We start from the raw sequence: 19257 nt of genomic DNA, 5'->3' as shown, positions 1-19257 counted from the left end.
GAAAGGAGCTTCTTCGAGTAGCGCGGTCACAGAACGCTCACCTCTACCATCCCACTGGTGACACGAATCGGAAATATCGGGATAAAGGTCGCCGGATCGTCCAGGCAGGCTCCGGTGACCAGGGAGAACACTTGCTTGTGCATGGGGGAGGCCACGGTGGGCTCCCCGTTCCTGGTGCCGACGATGCCTCGGGACAGCACGTACGCCCCGCTGTACGGGTCCCGGTTGCCGGTGGCGTACACGCGGCCGTCGAAGGTCCGGAAGAGCGCGACCTGCTCGGATCCCAGCAGGGCGCAGGCGCCCCGTTCCGGGAGCAGGTCGGCGTAGCCGCAGACGGACGTCCATGTCTTCATGAGCTCACCCCCACGGGTCTGATCTGGTCGCGTTCGGTGACGAAGGTGATCGACGGGTCGGGCACCCCGGGCGCGTTGACGAAGCTGGTGAAACGCCGGAGTTTGTCGGGGTCGTCGAGAGTGGCCCTCCATTCGTCGAAATATCCGGCGACGTGTCGTTCGATCTGGGCGTCCAGGTCGGCGCACAGCCCGAGCGAGTCGTCCACGATCACGTCGCGCAGGTGGTCCAGGCCGCCGTCCATGGCCTCCAGCCAGGTGGAGGTGCGCTGGAGGCGGTCGGCGGTGCGGACGTAGAACATCAGGAACCGGTCGATGGTGCGGATCAGCGTGTCGGTGTCCACGTCGGACACCAGCAGGTCCGCGTGGCGGGGTTTGAAGCCGCCGTTGCCGCAGACGTAGAGGTTCCAGCCGTTCTCGGTGGCGATGACACCGAAGTCCTTGGAGCGGGCTTCCGCGCATTCGCGGGCGCAGCCGGAGACGGCGGACTTGAGCTTGTGCGGGGAGCGCAGGCCCCGGTAGCGGGTCTCCAGCATGATCGCGAGGGCGGCCGAGTCCTGCACGCCGTAGCGGCACCAGGTGGAGCCGACGCAGGATTTCACGGTGCGCAGGGCCTTGCCGTAGGCGTGGCCCGACTCGAAGCCCGCGTCGACCAGGCGGCGCCAGATCTGCGGGAGCTGCTCGACGCGGGCGCCGAACAGGTCGATGCGCTGCCCGCCGGTGATCTTGGTGTAGAGGCCGAAGTCGCGGGCCACCTCGCCGATCACGATGAGCTTGTCCGGGGTGATCTCGCCGCCGGGGATGCGCGGGACGACCGAGTAGGTGCCGTTCTTCTGGATGTTGGCGAGGAAGTGGTCGTTGGTGTCCTGGAGGGCGACATGCTCGCCGTCCAGGACGTGCGCGTTGTGCAGGGAGGCGAGGATGGACGCGACGGCCGGCTTGCAGATGTCGCAGCCGCGGCCGGTGCCGTGCTCCTGGATCAGCTGGGTGAAGGTGGTGATGGCGCGGACCTGGACGATCTCGAACAGCTCGGCGCGGCTCTGCGTGAAGTGCTCGCACAGCGCCTTGCTGACCGGCACGCCGGATTTGACGAGGATCTGCTTGAGCAGCGGGACGCAGCTGCCGCAGGTGGATCCCGCCCGGGTGCAGGCCTTGATGCCGGAGACGTCGGTGAGCGCCTTGTCGAGTACGGCTTCGCGGACCGTGCCCGCGGTGACGTTGTTGCAGGAGCAGACCTGGGCGTCGTCGGGGAGGTCCAGCGTGACGCCGCCGGTGAACAGCAGGTCGCTCGGGAGGCCGGGCAGGGGTTTGCCGACGTAGGGGCGCAGGGTGTCGTACGGGCCCGCGTCGCCGACGCAGATACCGCCCAGGAGGGTTCTGGCGTCGTCGCTGACGAACAGCTTCTTGTAGACGCCGCCGACCGGGTCCATGTAGGTGACGTCCAGCGCTCCGGACATCTGGCCGAACTGGGCGACGGCCACGCCGAGCAGCTTGAGCTTGGTGGACAGGTCCGCGCCGGAGAAGCTCGACGTGCCGCCCATGATCCGGTCGGCGGCCACCTCGGCCATGGTGAAACAGGGTCCGACCAGGCCGTAGATCTGGCCGCCTGTCAGCGCGCACTCGCCGATCGCGTAGATCGACGGATCGGAGGTGCGCATGCCCTCGTCGACCACGATGCCGCCGCGCTCGCCCACCGCGAGGCCGGACGCGCGGGCCAGCTCGTCGCGGGGCCGGATCCCGGCGGAGAAGACCACGATCTGGGCGGGAATGACCTCGCCGTCGGGTTTGACCAGGCCGGTCACCCGGTCCGGTCCGGCGATCTCCTTGACGCCCGCTCCGGCGTGCACGGTCAGGCCGAGGCGTTCCACGTGGTCGCGCAGGACCGCGCCGCCGCCCTCGTCGACCTGGCGGGGCATCAGCCAGGGGCTCATCTCGACCACGTGGGTCTCCAGGCCGAGCCCGCGCAGCGCGTCGGCGGCCTCCAGGCCGAGCAGCCCGCCGCCGACCACGATCCCGGACGTGGCGGTCGCGGCGGCGGCCCTGATCGCGTCCAGGTCCTCGATCGTCCGGTACACGAAACATCCGGCCCGGTCCTTGCCGGGCACGGGTGGCACGAAGGGCGCCGACCCGGTGGCCAGCACCAGCACGTCGTATTCCGAAATTTCGCCATCGGCGGTGATGACCGTACGGGCGGCGCGGTCGATGCCCGTCACCCGGGAGCCGAGCCGCAGCGTGACCCCCTCCGGAACCGGATAGGTCAGATCCTCAGCGGTCTTGCCCGCCAGATACGAGGTCAGCGCCACCCGGTCGTACGCCGGTCGCGGCTCCTCCCCCACGATCGTGATCGACCCGGCGAACCCCCGCAGCGACTCCACCAGCCGGTAGGCCGAAGGCCCGTGACCCACTACCACGACCCGCGTCATACGCTTACCCCTTCCTGCTCGCACAGCCAGCTCACGATTCCCTCGACGGCGTCGGCGCATCCGCCGCACCCGGTGGTCGCCCGGGTCGCCGCGGCCACCGCCGCCAGATCCCGGGCGCCCTCCTCCCAGCAGGCCCTGATCTGGCCTTTCGTCACGTTGTTGCAGCGGCACACCTTGGCCGCGTCGGGCATGCGCACCGGACTGTCGGCCACCGGCGCGGACGACAGGCCGGGGAAGAGCAGGCTGGCCCGGTCCCCTGGCAGCGGCCCGCCCCGGTCGTAGAGCTGGGTGAGCGTGCCGACGGCGGCGCTCTCCCCGACCAGGATCGCGCCGACGAGGCGGTCGTTCCTGATCACGAGCTTGCGGTAGGTCCCGGTCCGGCGGTGGCTGAAGCTGACGATCTCGGCGTCGGCCTCGGTCAGGTGGGTCTCGCCCATCGCGGCGAGCTCGACGCTCCTGGCCTTGAGCCGGGTGACCAGCCGGGATCCCCGGTAGCGAGCGGCAGTGTCGGCGCCGGTGATCAGGTCGGCCACGATGGCGGCCTGCTCCCAGCAGGGCGCGACCAGCCCGTACACCTGGCCGTCGTGCTGGGCGCACTCGCCGACCGCGAAGATCGACGGATCGTCGGTGCGCATCTCGTCGTCGACCACGATCCCGCGTTCCACGTGCAGCCCGGCGTCCCTGGCCAGGTCCACGACCGGCCGGACACCGCAGGCCAGGACGACCAGGTCGCCCTCGACCAGACCGCCGGTGACCTCGACCCCGGCTTCGGTGATGGCGGTGACCTCGGCACCGGTCCTGATCTCCACGCCGAGCGCGGTCAGCGTCTCGCCGAGCACAAGCCCGGCTTCGGCGTCCAGCTGGCGTTCCATCAGGTGCCCGGCCACGTGCAGCAGCGTCACCGGCAGGCCGCGCCCGGCCAGGCCGCGCGCGGCCTCGATGCCGAGCAGCCCGCCGCCGACCACGACCGCCCGCCGGGCCCGTCCGGCCGCTTCGACGATCTTCTCGCAGTCGTCCAGCGTGCGGAACGGGATGGCCAGCTCCACGCCGGGGATCGGCGGCACGAACGGCCGGCTGCCGGTGGCCAGCACCAGCACGTCGTACGGCTCCCGCCGCCCGTCCGCCGTGATGACCGTGCGGCAGTCCCGGTCGATGGCCGTGACCTCGGCGCCGAGCACGGCGGTGACCCCGTGCTCGGCGTACCAGGCCTTGTCGTGCAGCCGGACGATCTCGGGCGTGGCCGTGCCCGCCAGCACGTTGGACAGCAGCACCCGGTTGTACGGCTGCCAGGTCTCGGCCCCGAACACGGTCACCCGGACGCGCTTGTCCCTGGCCCGCACGTCGCTGACCACGCGGGACCCGGCCATGCCGGTGCCGACGACGACCAGCCTCATGGCGTGCCCCCTTCGACCCTCACAGCGCAGACCTTGAATTCGGGCATTCTCGAGATCGGGTCCAGCGCCGGGTTGGTGAGCCGGTTGACGCCCTCCCAGTGGAACGGCATGAACACGGTGTCGGGGCGGATGGCCTGGCTCAGCCGGGCGGGGGCCTCGGTGGAGCCGCGGCGGCTGGCGACCCTGACCCGGTCGCCGGCCGCCACGCCGATGCGCTCGGCGAGTTGGGGATGCATCTCCACGAACACCTCGGGCGCGGCCGCGGTGAGGGCGGGGATCCTGCGGGTCTGCGCGCCGCTCTGGTAGTGCGCGAGCACCCGCCCGGTGGTCAGGTAGAGGGGGTAGTCGTCGTCGATGTCCTCGACGGGGGGCCGGTGCTCGACGGGGACCATCCTCGCCCGGCCGTCGGGGGTGGCGAAGCGGTCCAGGAAGGGCCGGGGCGTGCCGGGGTGATCCTCGGCGGGGCAGGGCCAGAAGACGCCGGTCTCGGCCGCGATCCGCTCGTAGGTGATGCCCGCGTAGTCGGCGACGCCGCCCGCCGTGGCCCGCCTGAGCTCGTCGAAGACCGCGGGCGGCTCGTCGGGGAACTCGTGCCCGAGGCGGCGCGCGAGGGCGGCGAGGATCGACAGGTCGCTCCGCACCCCCGAGGGCGGAGCGACGGCCTGGCGGCGCAGCAGCACGCGCCCCTCCAGGTTAGTTAATGTGCCTGCCTCCTCCGCCCACTGGGTGGTGGGCAGGACGACCGTGGCCAGTTCCGCGGTCTCCGACCTGACCAGATCCGACACCACGAGCAGGTCGAGCGCGGCCAGCCTGGCGGTGATGTGGCCGGAGCGCGGCGCGGAGACGACCGGGTTGGAGCCGAACAGCAGCAGGGCTTTCGGCCCGGCGGGGGTGCCGAGCGCGTCGAGCAGTTCATAGGCGGAACGCCCGGGTCCGGGCAGATCGGCGGGATCGACGCCCCACACGGCGGCGACGTGCGCGCGGGCGGCCTGGTCTTCGATGTGCCGGTAGCCGGGCAGCTGGTCGGCCTTCTGGCCGTGCTCCCTGCCGCCCTGGCCGTTGCCCTGGCCGGTCACGCAGCCGTAGCCGGAGCCCTCGCGCCCGGGCAGGCCGAGGGCGAGGGCGAGGTTGATGAACGCGGTGACCGTGTCGGTGCCCTTCGCGTGCTGCTCAGCGCCCCTCGCGGTCAGGATCACGGCCCTGCGCGCGGTCCCAAGAGCCTGGACGGTGTCGCGCATCCGCGCCACCGGAACACCGGTGATGCGCTCCACCCGCTCCGGCCACCAGGCGGCGACGCTGTCCCGGACGGCCTCGAAGCCGTTCACCCGCTCGGCCAGATACGCCTTGTCCGCGTATCCCTCGGCGATCGCGATGTGCAGCAGCCCCAGCGCGAGCGCCAGGTCGGTGCCCGGCGTGAGCTGCAGGTGCAGGGTCGCGAGCTTGGCGGTCGGGGTGATCCGGGGGTCGGCGACGATCAGCTGCCCCGCCCGGTTGAAGTGCCGGACGAACGGGGGCATGGTCTCGGCCACGTTGCCGCCCGCCAGCAGCACCACGTCCGCCCGGGCGAGATCGGTGATCGGGAAGGGCAGGCCGCGGTCCATGCCGAACGCCCGGTTGCCGGCCGCCGCGGCCGACGCCATGCAGAACCGGCCGTTGTAGTCGATCTGGCTGGTGCGCAGCGCCACCCGGGCGAACTTGCCCAGCTGATAGGCCTTCTCGTTGGTCAGACCGCCGCCGCCGAACACGGCCACCCCGTCGGGGCCGTGTTCCGCTTGGATGCTCTTCAGCCGATCGGCAATGAAATCGAGGGCTTCGTCCCAGCCGACCGGATTTCCGTACAAGAGGGGGGTGGTCAGCCGGTGCGGGGAGGTGAGCAGATCGCCCGCCGTCCAGCCCTTCTGGCAGAGCCCGCCCGCGTTGGCGGGGATGTCGTCGCGTGGGGTGATCCCGTCCGGCCGCACGTGCATGCCGCACTGCAACGCGCAGTACGGGCAGTGCGTGGCCGTTCCCACCGGCAGCCGCGACATCACAGGCGGCGCGGCGGGAAGTGAGACGGGCATGGGTCCGATGGTGCTTTCAGGCCGTTTCACGGCTGGGTCCCTTCTGTTACCGCTGTGCTACAAGGCACTAACCGCCGCTCACGATCGCCTCCGGCCACCGGTGAGGAACCTCACACCCGGGCGGCGGCGAGGCTCGGCGCCAGCCGGTGGCCGACCGTGCGCAGGTAGCAGAACCAGGTCAGCGCGCAGCAGATCGCGTAGAAGATGGCGAAGGCCGCGATCGCCGCGCCCGCTCCCCCGGTCGACGCGATCGAGGTGCCGAAGCCGCGATTGATGAAAAATCCACCGAAGGCGCCGATGGCGGAGATGAACCCGATGGCCGCGGACGCGTCCCGCTTGCCGACGCGGACAGCCTCCTCGTACTCGTCCGTGCCCGGCTCGATCCCCGCCACCGCCTTGGCCCGGAAGATCGCCGGAATCATCCGGTAGGTGGACCCGTTGCCCACGCCCGCCGTGCCGATCAGCAGCATGTAGGCCGCGAAGAACAGCACGAAGTTGTGCTGCGCCAGCCCGGCGTAGACCAGCAGGACCGCGCCCGCCATCGCGACGAAGTTCCACAGCGTCACGGTCGCGCCGCCGAGCCGGTCCGACAGCCACCCGCCCACCGGCCGGATGAGCGAGCCGACCAGCGGCCCCAGGAAGGCCAGCGTGATCAGATCCGCGCGCTCCGCGAACTGCGACTTGATCAGCAGCGGGAACGCCGTCGAATACCCGATGAACGACCCGAACGTCCCGATGTAGAGCACCGACATCACCCAGGTCTGCGGATCCCCGGCCGCCCGCGCCATCTCCCTCGGCTCGGCCTTGGCCGAGCTCAGGTTGTCCATGAAGAAGTACGCCCCGGCGGCCGCCGCCACGATGAACGGCACCCAGAACAGACCCGCCGCGGCCAGCCCGAACCCGCCGATCACCAGTGGCATCACCAGCTGCACCGACGACACCCCGATGTTGCCCCCGGCCGCGTTCAGCCCGAGCGCCGACCCCTGCTTGGCCTGGGGGTAGAAGTAGGTGATGTTCGCCATGCTGGAGGCGAAGTTCCCGCCGCCGAGCCCCGCCGTCGCCGCGATCACCAGGAACATCCAGTACGGCGTCGCCGGATCGTTCACCGCCACCGCCAGCAGCACCGCCGGGATCAGCAGCAGCAGCGCGCTCGCCACGGTGAAGTTGCGCCCGCCGTACCGGGCCGGGCCGAAGGTGTACGGGATGCGCAGCGCGGAGCCGACCAGGTTGGGCAGCGCCACGATCCAGAACAGCTGGTCGGTGGAGAACTTGTAGGCCCCCAGCTTGACCGCGACGATGCTCCACACCGTCCACAGCGTGAAACCCAGATGCTCGGCGAAGATCGAGAAGATCAGGTTGCGGCGGGCGACCGTGCGGCCGGACGCCGCCCAGAACGCGGGGTCGTCGGGACGCCAGTCACGGATCCAGGCCATCGCGTGTCCTTTCCTTGGGGGATGTCCCGAGAAAAGTAAGCGGCGGCCGTTACGCACTTTGACGATTAGTAACGGTGCGCCCGTTACGTGTGACGCACCGAGGAAACACGCAACTCATACGACGCACACAGGCAACATGGAATTAACCAGGGTTGGCGGAGTCCGCGGCGGGGAATTCCTGAACCGGTGTCGCCGTCGCCGCGGGGAGCGTGCATGACTGCCCGACAGATTCGTCCTTTCACCGATCCGGTGCTGCGCGGAGTGGCCGAGCCGGTCACCGTCTTCGACCGCGCGCTGCGCGATGTGGTGAAGGCGCTGACCCTCACCATGCGGGCGGGTCCGGGCCGGGCCGGTCTGGCCGCGCCGCAGCTCGGCCTGCCGCTGCGGGTGGTGGCCTTCGACTACGACGGCAAGGCCGGCCACGTGGTCAACCCGCGCCTGGAGCTGTCCGAACGCCGCATCGTCGCCGACGAGGCCTGCCTGTCGGCCCCCGGCGTGTGGTGTCCGTTGGAGCGCTCCTTCTCCGTCGTCGCCCGGGGTCGCGACATGTACGGCAAGCCGGTCACGGTCCGCGCCATCGGCATGCTCGCGCGCGTGCTCCAGCACGAGGTGGATCACCTCGACGGCGTGCTCTTCAGCGACCACCTGGCCCCGGAGGAACGCGAACGTTTCCTGGCCCGCGTCTGACCTCACCGGGAGATTACGGAAATACGACACGTATCGGTTACGGAGGGTAACCGATCTCCGGGCTGGGGATAGACACTGGTGGACGGCCTCCCGTGACGTGTGGGGTCCCCGAGGTTCCACATCACTCGGGAGGTCGCCACCATGTCCGTCGCACGCAGATCGTTCCTGACGATCGGCGGAGGGCTGGCCGGAGCGGTGCTCCTCACCGCTCCCGCCGAGGCCTCGCCCGCACAGACGGCCACACCGGCGGCCATACCGAGGCCGCCGCGAATATATCTCCGTGAGGAATGGGAGGCCCGCCCGCCGAAATCCAAGGCCGTGGTGCTCAACCGCGTCCCCGACAAGCTGATCGTGCACCACACGGCCACACTGAACCACGCTGAGACCAGCCTGAAGGCGGCCTTCGGGCTGTCGCGCGCCATCCAGCGCTACCACATGCGCCACAACGGCTGGGACGACATCGGCGAGCAGTTCACCATCAGCCGCGGCGGCCACGTCATGGAGGGCCGCAACCGCACGATGCGCGCCGTCCGGCACTGGCGGCACGTGGCTGGAGGCCAGGCCGCCGCCCACAACCGCCACACGCTCGGCATCGAGACCGAGGGCACCTACATGGAGGAACTACCGCCCCAGCGCGCCGTGGACTCCTTGCTCCGCCTGCTCACCTGGCTCTGCTGGCACTACGAACTGGAACCCGACACCGCCATCATCGGCCACCGCGACGTCAACGCCACCTCCTGCCCCGGCGACAAACTCTACGAACTCCTCCCCGAAATCCGCGAAAAAGTCACCCAACGCCTCGACCGCGGCTACCAGTCCCACTACAACTACCGCCTCACCCCCACCGACTGGGACTCCCTCCCCGCCCCCACCCACTACTTCGACCACGGCCCCACCGTCGGCCCCAACGACCACATCCCCGACCCCCATCAACAAACCCAAACCACCCCTGACCCCACCGAAACCCACCCACCGACCCCGGATGCCCTTTATGCCGATGGACCTCTCCCACCAGCCGCAGCCCCTCCCAACGCCAGCGAAGCCCAACCACCGACAACAGATGCCCTTGACGCTGGCGAAGCCCAGCCACCGGCCGCAGGACCCGCCTGACGCCAGCAAAGGTCACCCACAGACGACCGACGCCCTTGACGCCACCCAAACCCACTCACCAGCCGCAGGCCCACATGACGCCACCGAAGCTCACCCACGGACCGCCGAACGCCCCTGACGCCACCCAAACCCACTCACCGGGCGCGGACTCGCCTGACGCCAGCGAAGCCCAACCACAAGACTGCGACGTTAACTCCGCCGAATCTCGCCCACCGGCAACAGACGCTTTTGGCGCCGGTGCGGCGAGAAGTGACGCGGTGGTAAACGGCGCCGGATAACGGCGAGCAACCCTACAAAGCGATGCCCAGGAGGGTGTCGGCGGTGTCGCGGACGAGGTTTGGGGCGTCGGGGTCGGTTCCCTCGTTCGACGCCCATTCGTCGATGGCCGCCAGCGCGCCGGGGGCGTCCAAATCGTCGGCCATACGTTCCCGTACCCGGTCGAGGAGGGCGAGCCCGCCAGGGCCCGATGGGCGGGCGATGGCGGTGCGCCAGCGGGCCAGGCGGGCTTCGGCGTGGGTGAGGTCGGCGGGGGTCCACGCCCAGTCGGCGCGGTAGTGGTGGGCGAGGAGCGCGAGCCGTACCGCCATGGGGTCGTGGTTCTGCCGGAGCTTGGAGACGAAGACGAGGTTGCCCCGGGACTTGGACATCTTCTCGCCGTCCAGGCCGACCATGCCCGAGTGCACGTACGCCCGCGCGAACGGCCACTCGCCGGTCGCCACATGCCCTTCGCTCGCGCCCATCTCATGATGCGGGAACACCAGATCGGATCCCCCGCCCGCGACATCGAAGCCGCTGCCCAGATTGTTCAGCGCGATCGCGGTGCACTCGATATGCCACCCAGGCCGCCCGGGACCGAAAGCGGACGGCCAGGACGGCTCGCCGGGACGTTCGGCCCGCCACAGCAGCCAGTCCAGCGGGTCGCGTTTGCCAGGACGGCCGGGGTCGCCGCCGCGCTCGGCGAACAACTCCAGCATCAGCTCCTCGCTGTACCCGGAGACGGCCCCGAACTTGGGCGCGGCCGAGCGGGCGAAGTAGACGTCGCCGTCCACCCGGTAGACGGCGTCCCCGAGCCGCTCGATCAGCTCGGCCACCTGGCCCACCACCTCGGTCACCCCGACATACTCACGCGGCGGGATGATCCGCAGCGCCGCCATGTCGGAGCGGTAGAGCTCGATCTGATCCGCCGCGAGCTCCCGCCAGTCCACCCCGGTCTGCTCGGCGCGCTCGAGCAGCGGATCGTCCACGTCCGTGGTGTTCTGGGTGTAGTGCACCTCGTGGCCCGCGTCCCGCCAGACCCGGTTGACCAGGTCGAACGCGAGATAGGTGTTGGCGTGGCCGAGATGGGTGGCGTCGTAGGGGGTGATGCCGCAGACGTACATCCGGGCTTCGCCGTCGGGAGTTGTCGGTGAGACCTGTCGCGCGGCGGTGTCGTACAGGTGCAGGGGGCGCCCGGAACCGGGTAGCCGCGGGATGTTCGGTGCAGGCCACGATCGCATGACCCGAGCCTATCCGCGCCCCTCAGCCGGTATCTCCACGGTGTGCCAGGTCCGCGGGTCCTCGGGAAACGGCAGGAAATCGTAACGCACGCCGTTCTCGGCGAGCGCCACCAGCGTGACCGACAGGCTCGCGTAAACGCGCCGCTCCCCGACCTCGTGGCGCACCAGCAGCGCGCGCGGATCGTCGGCGGGCACGCCGTCGCCGCTGGCCAGCTCCAGCCAGTCGCCCCAGAACCGGTCCGGCGCTCCCCCGGTCACCCGCTCCGGCCGCTCCGCCCGCGCGAACCTCGGCCGGAAATATCCGACCCGCGCGTTCTCATCCTCCCCCGGCATACCGGCGTTGACGATCACATGCAGCCCGCGCGGCAGCTTCTCCTCAGCGATCCGCTGCCCGTCCCAGGTCCACAACCGCACACCATCCAACCCGCCGACGACCAAATAGAAAGGGTCATACCTCGACAAATCCACATGCGGCATCTCACCCGCGTCCGCCGCGCGCAGCGGCAGATCCCCTCGGGTCAACCGGACGTCCAGGCCCGCGGGACGACCCTGGCCGTTGAGCAGCGCCGCCACCCGCCGCGCCGCCGGATTCACCGCCAGCCACGTGCCACCCGCCAGCAGATCCTTCCCGCCGAGCAGCCCCGGATGCTCCGGCCAGTACGACCCCGGCGACATCCACGGCCGGGCCACGAACTCATCGCGCACCCCGGCCAAAAGGACCGGCACCTCCGCGTCGGGTTCGACACTCACGATCACCGTACACAATGCCCGTTCCCTCCATTATCGGTAGAGACTCATGCAGAGTGCCCGAAATAGTGCGGCCCGTCTAGATCGGCGGCCAGGGGATGGCCGGCCAGTCCTCCGAGGGGTAGGGGTGAACGCCGGTGTCCAGGAGTTTCCTTACCCGGTTCCAGGTCGCCTCGACCTCGGCGACCGTGAGTAATTCGCGCAACCTGCGCCCCAGGCGTCCCCTTTCTATCTCCCGCTCCAGCGTCACCAGCACGCTCACCGCCTCGCGCGGCAGCGGCTTGCCCCGCCACTGCCACAGCACGGTCCGCAGCTTCCCCTCCTCCGAGAAGCAGACCCCGTGATCCACGCCGTAGATGTGCCCGTCCGGCAGCGGCAGCAGGTGGCCCGCCTTACGGTCGGCGTTGTTGACGACCGCGTCGTACACCGCCATCCGGCGCAGCGCGGGCTGGCGGCCGCGCACCAGCGCCATCAGGTCGGCCTCCGGGTCGGCGTCGATCCACAGCTGCACCATGCCGGGCCCGAACGGGCCGTCCCGGTACACGGTGGGCGGCACCAGGCGCCAGCCCGTGGCCGCGGCCACCTCGTAGGCGGCCACCTCGCGGGCGGCCAGCGTGCCGTCCGGAAAATCCCACAACGGCCGCTCCCCGCGGACCGGTTTGTAGACGCACGCGGCGAGCTGCTCGCCCTGGCTGATCGTGCAGTAGAGCGTCATGTTGGTGGCCTCGACCAGCCGGCCGGCCACCTCCAGCCTGCCTTCGCGCAGCAGACGCATGGCCGCGGCGTCGTCGAGACCCGGGCCTTCCTCGGCGCTCTCCGCTGTCATGCAGTCAATCCCCCGGGGTGGTGACCGTTGAGACGAACACAGATGTGGCCCTCGGCGTCCAGCGGCTGGCCGCAGAGCGGGCAGGGCGGGCGGCCCGCCGCCACCACGTCGAGGGCCCGGCGGCTGAACGCGCGGGCGAGGGCGGGGCTGATCCGGACTCGGAGCACGGCCGGGGCGGGCCGATCCGGGTCGACGAACAGGGGGTCCTCCTCCTCGTCGTCCTCGGTGGTCGCCTCCTGCGCCTCGATGATCACCTGGGCGGTCTCCGGGTCCCAGGCCAGGGCCATCGTGCCCACCCGGAACTCCTCGTCGATCGGCATCTCCAGCGGTCCCATGTCGGCGAGCTCGGCGGAGGCCGCGGCCGGGACGGGGGCCCGCCCGCCGCTGCGGCGCAGCACCTCGTCGAGCAGCTCGTCCAGACGATCGGCCAGCACCGCCACCTGAAACTTCTCCAGCGAGACCGTCGTGACCCTGCCCTGCCCCCGGGCCTGCAGAAAGAAGGTTCGCGCGCCCGGTTGCCCCACGGCACCGGCCACGAACCTGTCTGGCGGATCGTAGTCGAAGACCGGCATAAGCAGACCCTACGTGGTCCCAGCTCCGCCGCCGACGGCGGCATCGCTCCCGGTGATGTTTTCTCCCCCGTCTTTGTCCGCCGAACCCTGTTCAGGCAGAGCGATATTTCCGGTCTCGTTAAGTTTGAGCAGGAAGGGGCGTATGGGGGTGTATCTGATGATTGTGACCGAAGCCGGATCCGCTGTGACGCGCTGGAACTGGTCCAGATGGATGCCCATCGCGTCCGCCACGATCGCCTTGATCACATCGCCGTGGCTGCAGACCAGATAGGTCGCCTTCTCCCCCAGCCGCTCGTTCCAGTCGCGTACGGCCCGCACCGCGCGGTGCTGGACGCTCGCCAGCGCCTCCCCGCCCGGGAACACGGCCGCGCTCGGATGCGCCTGCACGACCTGCCAGAGGGGTTCCTTGGCCAGTTCGGCGAGCTTCCGCCCGGTCCACTCCCCGTAGCCGCACTCGATGAACCGCTCATCGCTGTGGATCTCCAGCCCTCGCCCGGCGGCGACCGCCTGGGCGGTCTCCTGGCAGCGCACCAGCGGACTGGAGACGATCGCGTCGAGCGCTATCCCGGCCAGCCGCTCCGCGACCCGGTCCGCCTGCTCCCGGCCGCGCTCGTCCAGGTGCACGCCCGGGGTGCGCCCGGCCAGGACCGGGCCGGTGAGTTCGGTCAGCCCGTGCCGCAGCAGCAGGAGCGTGCTCATGCGGTGATCACACCGAGCGACAGCAGCGTCAGCAGCAGCGACCCGGCGAACACGCGGTAGACGACGAAGATGTTGGTGGAGTGCTTGGCCACCCATTTGAGCAGCCAGGCGATCGAGGCGTACCCCACGATGAAGGAGACGACGGTGCAGATGATCGTCGGCACCAGCGGCGGGCCGCCGCCGTCGCCGACGTGGCGCATCTCGAAGATGCCGGACAGCACGACCGCCGGGATGGACAACAGGAAGGAGTAGCGGGCGGCCGCCTCGCGGGTGTAGCCGAGGAACATCGCGCCGGTCAGCGTGGACCCGGAGCGGGACGCGCCGGGGATCAGCGGCAGCATCTGCCAGGCGCCGATGATCAGGCCGTCCTTCAGCGTCAGGTCCTCGATCTGTTTGCGCTTGGACCCCCACTGCTCGGCCACCAGCAGGATCAGGCCGAACACGATCAGCATGCTCGCGTTCAGCCACAGGTTGCGGGCCGGACCCTCGATCAGGTCGGCGAACAGCAGCCCGGCCACCGAGATCGGGATCGTGCCCAGGATGATGTACCACCCCATCCGAGCGTCCAGGGTGCCGCGCAGCTCCTTGTCCCGCAGGCTGCGCAGCCAGGCCCAGCTGATCCGCACGATGTCGCGCCAGAAGAACAGCAGCACCGCCAGCATGGTGCCGAGCTGGATCACCGCGGTGAAGGCGGCCCCCGGGTCGGGCCAGTCCAGCAGCTTGGGCACGATGAGCAGATGCGCGGAGCTGGAGATCGGCAGGAACTCGGTGAGTCCCTGCACGATGCCCAGCACGATGGCCTGGAGAACGTCCACGATCGGCCAGCTTAGAGCCTTCGACGCGATACTCTGGCTCACAATGGATCAGCGATTTGTCGGGCGCAGCGGCCTGTCTGTGTCCCGGATCGGTCTGGGCACGATGACCTGGGCTCGCGACACCGGCGCCGAGGAGGCGACGGCTCAGCTCACCGCGTTCGCCGACGCGGGCGGCACGCTGATCGACACCGCCGACGTGTATGCGGGAGGCGACGCCGAACGCCTGATCGGCCGCCTGTTAGCCGAGGTGGTCCCGCGCGCCGACCTGATCGTCGCCACCAAGGCGGTGCTCACCCCCGGCGGCAAGGACGGCTCCCGCCGCCACCTCGTCCGCGCCCTGGACGCCTCCCTCGACCGGCTCGGCCTGGACGAGATCGACCTGTGGCAGTTACACGCCTTCGACCCCGACGTCCCCCTCGACGAGACGCTCGCCGCCGTCGACACGGCGGTCTCCTCCGGCCGTACGGCTTACGCCGGTGTCTGCAACTACACCGGCTGGCAGCTGGCCGCGGCCGGAACCTGGCAGCGCAGCGTCCCGGGCCGGGCTCCCCTGGTCGCCGCGCAGGTCGAATACTCCCTGGTCGCCCGCGAGGCCGAGGACGAGCTGCTCCCCGCCGCCGCTCATGTGGGCGCGGGGGTCCTGGCCTGGTCCCCGCTGGGCCGGGGCGTGCTCACCGGCAAGTACCGCACCGGCATCCCCGCCGACTCCCGGGCCGCGACCCCGCATTTCGCCGACTTCGTCCAGCCGTATCTGGACGAACGTTCCCGCCGCATCGTCGAATCGGTGACCACCGCCGCCGAGGGCCTGGGCGTCTCCCCGCTCGCCGTCGCCCTTTCCTGGATCCGGGACCGCCCGGGCGTGTCGGCCGCCATCGTCGGCGCGCGCACCCATGCCCAGCTGCTGGGCGTGCTCCAGTCCGAGAAGCTCACCCTCCCGTGGGAGATCAGGGAGGCCCTGGACGACGTGTCGTCCTGAGTCCCGGCCGGCTTTCCGGGAAAACGAGAGGGTGCCTCGCGTATTACGCATCGATACCGAATCGCAACTTTCTGCGGAATTCCCTGGCGCGCCGGAAAAACTTGAGAGAACCAAGTAAGCGTTGCGCTTATTGGGATGGGGAGGGACTTCTATGGGGATGGGACGTCACGCGTCCGCCATCTCCGCCGGTGCGCTGGCGCTCGCGCTCGGCGGGGGAATACCCCTACTGGCGGCGGGGTCCGCGCGGGCGGCCGACTGCGATTCCCAAGGGCTGCTCTCGGGGGTCACCAACAGCCTGTGCCAGGTGGTCGACGGAGTCACCGACGTGGTGGACGGGGTGACCGGCGGCACGCTGTCCACGGTCACCGACACGCTGGACAGCACGGTGAGCGGGGTGACCAACACCGCGGGCAACGCGGGCCGCGCGGTCAGTGCCAGCCCTGCGCCCACGCCGAGCGGCGGCTCGCCGGGGGGCTCTACGCCCTCCACACCGCCGGCCCATAGCGGCGGCCTCGGCGAGACCGTGCGCGCCGTCTGCCTGCCGTTGCTGGCCGGTCCCGAGTGCGACGAGAAGCCGTCCACGCAGCCGCGGCCCCGGGCCAGCAAGTCGCCCCGGCCGCGGCCCACCCCGTCCGAATCCGACTCCGGGAGCGGAACCCTTCCGACCGACCCTCCCAAGCCGCCGGAGAACCGCCCGCAGTTCCTCGTGGACGGCGAAGGCGATCCCGTTCCGCCGGGCGAGCCGGACGGCGACGGGATGGTCATCAGGATCGAGGACGCCGAGGTGCCGCTGCTGTGGCCCGGGCAGCTCATCCCGGCCCTGACCGGCGAGACGCGGGGGGCCTCCGCCCGGCCGCGCCAGCCGTACGACCCCGTGGGCACCGCGCTGACGGCGGTGCTGCTGCTCTCAGCGGTCCTGGCCACCCGCGTGGTCGCCTCCCGGCGCGCCCGCGAAAAGAATGACGAACCAGACGGCCTGCCGTTGTCCGGCCTGCCCATGACCACCGGCCGCCACCACCGCCTGGCCTGAAAACCACCTGACCTGAAGCACAGTCCGGCTTGAAGCTCGACCAGGCTTGACCCATGGCCATGGCTTGAAGCACGGCCTGACCCGGTGGCTTGAAACACCACCTGACCTGACGCATGGCCTGGCTGGAAGCACCGCCTGGTTTGAAGCATGGCCGTAGCTTGAAGGACCGCCTGGCCCGGTGGCTTGAAGTACCGCCTGACCTGACGCGTGGCCTGGCTGGAAGCACCGCCCTGCCGGGCTTGGTGAGTCTTGTCAGGCGCCGATGGCGTGGACGCCGCCGTCGACGTGGACGATCTCGCCGGTGGTGGCGGGGAACCAGTCGGAGAGCAGGGCCAGGCAGGCTTTGGCAGCGGGCACGGTGTCGGCGAGGTCCCAGCCGAGGGGGGCCTTGTCGGGCCAGCTGTCCTCGAACTCCTGGAAGCCGGGGATGCTCTTGGCGGCCATCGTGCGGAGCGGCCCGGCCGCGACCAGGTTGACCCGGATGCCGTGCTTGCCGAGATCCCGGGCGAGGTAGCGGTTGGCCGACTCCAGACCGGCCTTGGCGACGCCCATCCAGTCATACACCGGCCACGCCTTGGTGGCGTCGAAGTCGAGGCCGACGATCGCCCCGCTGCCCCCCTTCATCAGGGGCAGGCAGGCGACGGCGAGCGACTTGTAGGAATATGTGGAGACATGCAGGGCGGTGGCCACGTCCTCCCACGGGGTGTTGAGGAAGTTGCCCCCCAGGCAGCTCTGCGGCGCGAAGCCGATCGAGTGCACCACGCCGTCCAGACCGTCCAGATGCTCGCCGACCCGGTCGGCCAGCGTGTCGAGATGCTCGGTGTTCTGCACGTCGAGCTCGATCACCGGCGGCGGCTTGGGCAGCCGCTTGGCGATCCGCTCCACCAGGCTCAACCGGCCGAACCCGGTCAGCACCAGGGTGGCGCCCTCCTCCTGGGCCAGCTTGGCCACGCTGAACGCGATGGAGGCGTCGGTGAGCACGCCGGTGACGAGCAAACGTTTGCCGTCGAGAATTCCCATGTCCTAGTGCCCCATTCCTAATGACCCGTTCCTAGTGGCCCATGCCGAGACGGCGACCGGTCGCCCGGCGTCCGCAGCCCCGGATAGTGGCCCGTTCCTAATGGCCCATGCCGAGGCCGCCGTCGACGGGGATGACCGCGCCGGTGATGTAGGAGGCGTCATCGCTGGCCACGAACCGGACGACCCTCGCGATCTCGGCCGCGTGCGCCTGCCGGCCTAGCGGGATCTGCTTGCGGATCAGCTGCTGCTGCTCCTCGGTGAGCTGCGCGGTCATGTCACTCTCCACGAAACCAGGAGCGATGACGTTGACCGTGATGTTACGGGAGGCCAGCTCGCGCGCGAGCGATCGGCCGAAGCCGACCAGACCTGCCTTGGAGGCGGCGTAGTTGGCCTGACCAGCCGAGCCGAGCAGGCCGACCACCGAGGAGATCAGGATGATCCGCCCGCGCCTGAGGCGCAACATCGGCCGGACGGCGCGCTTGGCCACCCGGTAGGCGCCGGTCAGGTTGGTGTCGATGACATCGGTGAAGGTCTCCTCCTTCATCATCGCCAGCAGCGTGTCCTTGGTGATCCCCGCATTAGCGACGACCACCTCGACCGGGCCGTGCTCCGCCTCGGCCTTGTCGAATGCCGCGTCGATGTCGGCCTGACTGGTGACGTCGCAACGGACGCCGAACAACCCTTCCGGGGGTTCGCCGGAACGATGAGTGACGGCGACGGCGTCGCCGGTCGCCGCGAGTTCACGCGCGATCGCGAGACCGATGCCACGGTTGCCGCCGGTGACGAGTACAGAACGAGCCATGCTCCGACGCTATCGGCTACCACACGGTAACGGCTTGTCCGCACAAGACAAGATCACAGGTCCGGCGTGGTGGACTTCGGCCAGTCGCGGCGAAATCGCGGCAGACTCGCAGCCGGATCTGGAGCGGATCACGGGCGTGTCGGCGCTGGACCAGCGCCGATCCAGAAGCAGGACCAGCGCCGAATCGGAAGCCGGATCAGCGCCGAGTCGGAACTGGCTAAGCGCTGGATCGCGGCAGTGTCAGCCGTGGGTCCGAGGGGCGGATCAGCGCCAGATCCCGGCCCACCCGCTTGGGAAACCGGCGGAACGAAGGCCTCAGGCTCTACCTCCAAGAGACGCCACCGCGCCAACTCCCGCCTACAGCAACACCTTGGTTACGTCTGGTGGTCTGGCGGTGCGCTGTGCTCGTGGTCGAACAGCACAAGTGTGGCGGCAACAACATCACCGATTCTCCACGAACACGGGCTGACGTTCCGCAACGCCTTGAAAGGCACCTTGAGCTGGGTGCTGGCACGTTCGTTGCGGGCGCGGATCGCGCGATGGACGTAGGCCCGCCGGATCTCCCCGTCGGTCAACGTGCTGCCTTGGGCTTCTTGTACGACAGGCCGACCCCGGCGGGACGTCCTCATAGCCGAGGCCAGCGAGAGAGACCGCCCCCTCGGCGACGAACGCGTCGTCCACAGGACCGAGGATTGCCGAGGATTGCATGGTCAGGGGCTGCTGGAATGCGCGGCGATCCGATGACGATCGGCTCGTGATCTTCCTTTGGATCCGCGTGATCTAGGAGTGCCCGGGCTTCTCGCGTTCGGGATTCACT

At 70.0% G+C, this 19257-nt stretch carries 18 protein-coding genes; 4 read left to right on the top strand and 14 right to left on the bottom strand.

Annotated features, from left to right (window positions below):
- Positions 1-26: 26 nt before the first annotated feature.
- The 5 genes from nirD to Aple_RS43795 all read right to left on the bottom strand — a co-directional run bounded on the left by nirD (position 27) and on the right by Aple_RS43795 (position 7660).
- Positions 27-353: a nitrite reductase small subunit NirD gene (gene nirD, locus Aple_RS43815; protein ID WP_155350703.1), complete on the bottom strand. Its 327-nt coding sequence runs from the start codon at positions 351-353 to the stop codon at positions 27-29.
- Positions 350-2773, bottom strand: a complete 2424-nt coding sequence (gene nirB, locus Aple_RS43810; RefSeq protein ID WP_155350702.1) for a nitrite reductase large subunit NirB — start codon at positions 2771-2773, stop codon at positions 350-352. Before nirB ends, nirD begins: the two co-directional genes overlap by 4 nt.
- The gene (locus tag Aple_RS43805) at positions 2770-4167 is read right to left on the bottom strand and encodes an FAD-dependent oxidoreductase (RefSeq protein ID WP_155350701.1); all 1398 of its coding nucleotides are present in this window, start codon (positions 4165-4167) and stop codon (positions 2770-2772) included. The genes nirB and Aple_RS43805 overlap by 4 nt, the downstream gene beginning before the upstream one ends.
- On the bottom strand, positions 4164-6227 hold the full coding sequence (locus tag Aple_RS43800) for a molybdopterin oxidoreductase family protein (protein ID WP_155350700.1): 2064 nt from the start codon (positions 6225-6227) through the stop codon (positions 4164-4166). Before Aple_RS43800 ends, Aple_RS43805 begins: the two co-directional genes overlap by 4 nt.
- A 110-nt stretch (positions 6228-6337) precedes the next feature.
- Positions 6338-7660 carry an MFS transporter gene (locus Aple_RS43795; protein ID WP_155350699.1) on the bottom strand — a complete coding sequence of 441 codons (1323 nt, stop codon included), beginning with the start codon at positions 7658-7660 and terminating at the stop codon, positions 6338-6340.
- A gap of 213 nt (positions 7661-7873) precedes the next feature.
- On the opposite strand from Aple_RS43795, the gene Aple_RS43790 reads away from it, so the two are divergent.
- Entirely contained in the window at positions 7874-8347 is a 474-nt protein-coding gene (locus Aple_RS43790) for a peptide deformylase (RefSeq protein WP_155350698.1), read from the top strand.
- A gap of 141 nt (positions 8348-8488) precedes the next feature.
- Positions 8489-9457: a peptidoglycan recognition protein family protein gene (locus tag Aple_RS43785; protein ID WP_155350697.1), complete on the top strand. Its 969-nt coding sequence runs from the start codon at positions 8489-8491 to the stop codon at positions 9455-9457.
- Between the two features lie 290 nt (positions 9458-9747).
- Here Aple_RS43785 and mshC read toward each other — a convergent pair whose 3' ends face one another.
- From mshC to Aple_RS43755, 6 genes are all read right to left on the bottom strand, one after another.
- Positions 9748-10953, bottom strand: a complete 1206-nt coding sequence (gene mshC / locus Aple_RS43780; protein WP_155350696.1) for a cysteine--1-D-myo-inosityl 2-amino-2-deoxy-alpha-D-glucopyranoside ligase — start codon at positions 10951-10953, stop codon at positions 9748-9750.
- 9 nt (positions 10954-10962) lie between these two features.
- Positions 10963-11703 carry an NRDE family protein gene (locus tag Aple_RS43775; protein WP_246265246.1) on the bottom strand — a complete coding sequence of 247 codons (741 nt, stop codon included), beginning with the start codon at positions 11701-11703 and terminating at the stop codon, positions 10963-10965.
- Positions 11704-11779: 76 nt separating this feature from the next.
- Positions 11780-12526, bottom strand: a complete 747-nt coding sequence (locus tag Aple_RS43770) for an SCO1664 family protein (RefSeq protein ID WP_155350694.1) — start codon at positions 12524-12526, stop codon at positions 11780-11782.
- Complete coding sequence (locus Aple_RS43765) at positions 12523-13098, bottom strand: DUF3090 domain-containing protein (RefSeq protein ID WP_155350693.1); 576 nt, start codon at positions 13096-13098, stop codon at positions 12523-12525. Before Aple_RS43765 ends, Aple_RS43770 begins: the two co-directional genes overlap by 4 nt.
- A 9-nt stretch (positions 13099-13107) precedes the next feature.
- Positions 13108-13797 (bottom strand): histidine phosphatase family protein, encoded by a 690-nt coding sequence (locus Aple_RS43760; RefSeq protein ID WP_155350692.1) that lies wholly within the window; start codon positions 13795-13797, stop codon positions 13108-13110.
- The gene (locus tag Aple_RS43755; protein WP_218038813.1) at positions 13794-14612 is read right to left on the bottom strand and encodes an undecaprenyl-diphosphate phosphatase; all 819 of its coding nucleotides are present in this window, start codon (positions 14610-14612) and stop codon (positions 13794-13796) included. Before Aple_RS43755 ends, Aple_RS43760 begins: the two co-directional genes overlap by 4 nt.
- Positions 14613-14655: 43 nt before the next feature.
- Between Aple_RS43755 and Aple_RS43750 the strand changes: the two genes are divergently transcribed.
- On the top strand, positions 14656-15588 hold the full coding sequence (locus Aple_RS43750; protein ID WP_155350691.1) for an aldo/keto reductase: 933 nt from the start codon (positions 14656-14658) through the stop codon (positions 15586-15588).
- A 151-nt stretch (positions 15589-15739) separates the two neighbouring features.
- Complete coding sequence (locus Aple_RS43745; RefSeq protein WP_155350690.1) at positions 15740-16618, top strand: hypothetical protein; 879 nt, start codon at positions 15740-15742, stop codon at positions 16616-16618.
- 252 nt (positions 16619-16870) lie between these two features.
- Here the strand turns inward: Aple_RS43745 and fabI are convergent, their stop codons facing one another.
- The 3 genes from fabI to Aple_RS43730 all read right to left on the bottom strand — a co-directional run bounded on the left by fabI (position 16871) and on the right by Aple_RS43730 (position 19015).
- Positions 16871-17638, bottom strand: a complete 768-nt coding sequence (gene fabI, locus Aple_RS43740; protein WP_155350689.1) for an enoyl-ACP reductase FabI — start codon at positions 17636-17638, stop codon at positions 16871-16873.
- Positions 17639-17735: 97 nt separating this feature from the next.
- Positions 17736-18440 (bottom strand): beta-ketoacyl-ACP reductase, encoded by a 705-nt coding sequence (gene fabG / locus Aple_RS43735; protein WP_155350688.1) that lies wholly within the window; start codon positions 18438-18440, stop codon positions 17736-17738.
- Between the two features lie 374 nt (positions 18441-18814).
- Entirely contained in the window at positions 18815-19015 is a 201-nt protein-coding gene (locus Aple_RS43730) for a hypothetical protein (protein WP_155350687.1), read from the bottom strand.
- Between the last annotated feature and the right edge of the window lie 242 nt (positions 19016-19257).

Source organism: Acrocarpospora pleiomorpha, from assembly GCF_009687885.1.
GTDB lineage: Bacteria > Actinomycetota > Actinomycetes > Streptosporangiales > Streptosporangiaceae > Acrocarpospora > Acrocarpospora pleiomorpha.
Note: the sequence above shows the minus strand (reverse complement) of the source record. Positions and strands in the feature narration are given on the sequence as shown.

Bases quoted from the DNA above. Each gene is read 5' to 3' on its own strand.
- Aple_RS43770 (WP_155350694.1), bottom strand. From the start codon at position 12,526: ATGACAGCGGAGAGCGCCGAGGAAGGCCCGGGTCTCGACGACGCCGCG.
- nirB (WP_155350702.1), bottom strand. From the start codon at position 2,773: ATGACGCGGGTCGTGGTAGTGGGTCACGGGCCTTCGGCCTACCGGCTG.
- Aple_RS43745 (WP_155350690.1), top strand. From the start codon at position 15,740: ATGGGGATGGGACGTCACGCGTCCGCCATCTCCGCCGGTGCGCTGGCG.
- mshC (WP_155350696.1), bottom strand. From the start codon at position 10,953: ATGCGATCGTGGCCTGCACCGAACATCCCGCGGCTACCCGGTTCCGGG.
- Aple_RS43765 (WP_155350693.1), bottom strand. From the start codon at position 13,098: ATGCCGGTCTTCGACTACGATCCGCCAGACAGGTTCGTGGCCGGTGCC.
- nirD (WP_155350703.1), bottom strand. From the start codon at position 353: ATGAAGACATGGACGTCCGTCTGCGGCTACGCCGACCTGCTCCCGGAA.
- fabI (WP_155350689.1), bottom strand. From the start codon at position 17,638: ATGGGAATTCTCGACGGCAAACGTTTGCTCGTCACCGGCGTGCTCACC.
- Aple_RS43795 (WP_155350699.1), bottom strand. From the start codon at position 7,660: ATGGCCTGGATCCGTGACTGGCGTCCCGACGACCCCGCGTTCTGGGCG.
- Aple_RS43750 (WP_155350691.1), top strand. From the start codon at position 14,656: ATGGATCAGCGATTTGTCGGGCGCAGCGGCCTGTCTGTGTCCCGGATC.
- Aple_RS43760 (WP_155350692.1), bottom strand. From the start codon at position 13,797: ATGAGCACGCTCCTGCTGCTGCGGCACGGGCTGACCGAACTCACCGGC.
- fabG (WP_155350688.1), bottom strand. From the start codon at position 18,440: ATGGCTCGTTCTGTACTCGTCACCGGCGGCAACCGTGGCATCGGTCTC.
- Aple_RS43800 (WP_155350700.1), bottom strand. From the start codon at position 6,227: ATGCCCGTCTCACTTCCCGCCGCGCCGCCTGTGATGTCGCGGCTGCCG.
- Aple_RS43785 (WP_155350697.1), top strand. From the start codon at position 8,489: ATGTCCGTCGCACGCAGATCGTTCCTGACGATCGGCGGAGGGCTGGCC.
- Aple_RS43805 (WP_155350701.1), bottom strand. From the start codon at position 4,167: ATGAGGCTGGTCGTCGTCGGCACCGGCATGGCCGGGTCCCGCGTGGTC.
- Aple_RS43790 (WP_155350698.1), top strand. From the start codon at position 7,874: ATGACTGCCCGACAGATTCGTCCTTTCACCGATCCGGTGCTGCGCGGA.